The sequence below is a fragment of the Ruegeria sp. 6PALISEP08 genome (genome assembly GCF_001238295.1).
Taxonomy (GTDB): Bacteria; Pseudomonadota; Alphaproteobacteria; order Rhodobacterales; family Rhodobacteraceae; genus Ruegeria.
Window position 1 is genome coordinate 1 of sequence record NZ_LGXZ01000038.1, and the last position, 1,127, is coordinate 1,127.

Below are 1,127 nucleotides of genomic sequence, written 5' to 3' on the forward strand. Positions count from 1 at the left end.
CGCAGAAAGCGGACTTTGCAAAGTCGAGAATAAAGGCCCGTTGTGGACGCTCCATCGCTGTCCTGGGATTTCCTGGTATCGGTCGGGTGGCCGTTGTTACAGTATGTTTAGAAGCTTCGAATACCCAGCGTTCAAAACAAGAGCCGCCAGTGTCCCTGTTATCGTCGCCGGTATACCCTGCTTCCAAGTATCGAACATTAGATGGCAGAATATCGCTCCAACAGATGTGCAGAGCAACGCAAGTGCTCCTAGGGGCCCGATCCACGACGATTGAAACCAGATGGCAATTGCCCCGAAAAGTTCCCCGCATCCGACGAGGAACATGATCTGCCTGTTGAGGCCGTAGCTTTCGAACATGCCTAACTGGATTTCAAAGACCTTCTTTTGCCACCCAAAAATCTTGATGGATGAAGCAAAGAGAAAAAATGCAGATAGAAGACCGATGGCGATGTTCAGGAGCAATGCTAGTCCTTCCGGTTTGATTTCTTGTAGGCTGCCGGAGATACGCCCGTCCATTTACGAAATGCTCTGGAGAAGGCGGTTGGGTCGGCATAGCCAAGCCTTTGCGCTGTCTCGCCAACGGATTTATTGTCTTTTGCTAGCAGGCGTTCGGCTTCTTCCTGCTTAATGCGCGCGATCACTTGGGACGCCGTTTGACCGTAAGGTTCCAGCCGGTTGTTCAGTGTTTCCTGATGAAAGCCGCAAAGGTCCGCAAGCTCATCCACACCAAATCCTGAATCTGCAAGATGGACCCTGATCAGGCCTTTCAGTCCCGCAAGGAAATCCTGCGGGGCGGCCAGATCCCCATCCATGACCCTGTAGTCTGGGGGGTTTTCCAGTGCCTCTGGTCGTAATTTGTAACTTAACCAGCTGGAGGGAAACCTGATCGAAAAACCTTGAGGATTGCACTTGATTGCCCGAACGCCGTGAAACTGACCGGGCAGCGCATCCGGGTTACTGACGCGAAGAATGACCTGGTTGGGGTCCCACCTGAAATCCAGGACACGGTGCAAGAGGGATATCCATATACTTGTCAGAAACGCATCGGTTTGGCTGGGAGAAACCGAAATTTGGAAGTTCCTTTTGGCACTGAAATACGCGTGCTCTCCTTCGACAAAGAGGGATTG

The 1,127-nt window shown here is 51.9% G+C and carries 2 protein-coding genes; both read right to left on the reverse strand.

What is annotated here, in order from left to right:
• Positions 1-96 precede the first annotated feature (96 nt).
• On the reverse strand, positions 97-516 hold the full coding sequence (locus ALB80_RS21660; protein ID WP_050606180.1) for a DoxX family protein: 420 nt from the start codon (positions 514-516) through the stop codon (positions 97-99).
• On the reverse strand, positions 465-1,127 hold a 663-nt coding region (locus tag ALB80_RS22335; RefSeq protein ID WP_216597702.1), incomplete at its 5' end, for an AraC family transcriptional regulator. The genes ALB80_RS22335 and ALB80_RS21660, both read right to left, overlap by 52 nt.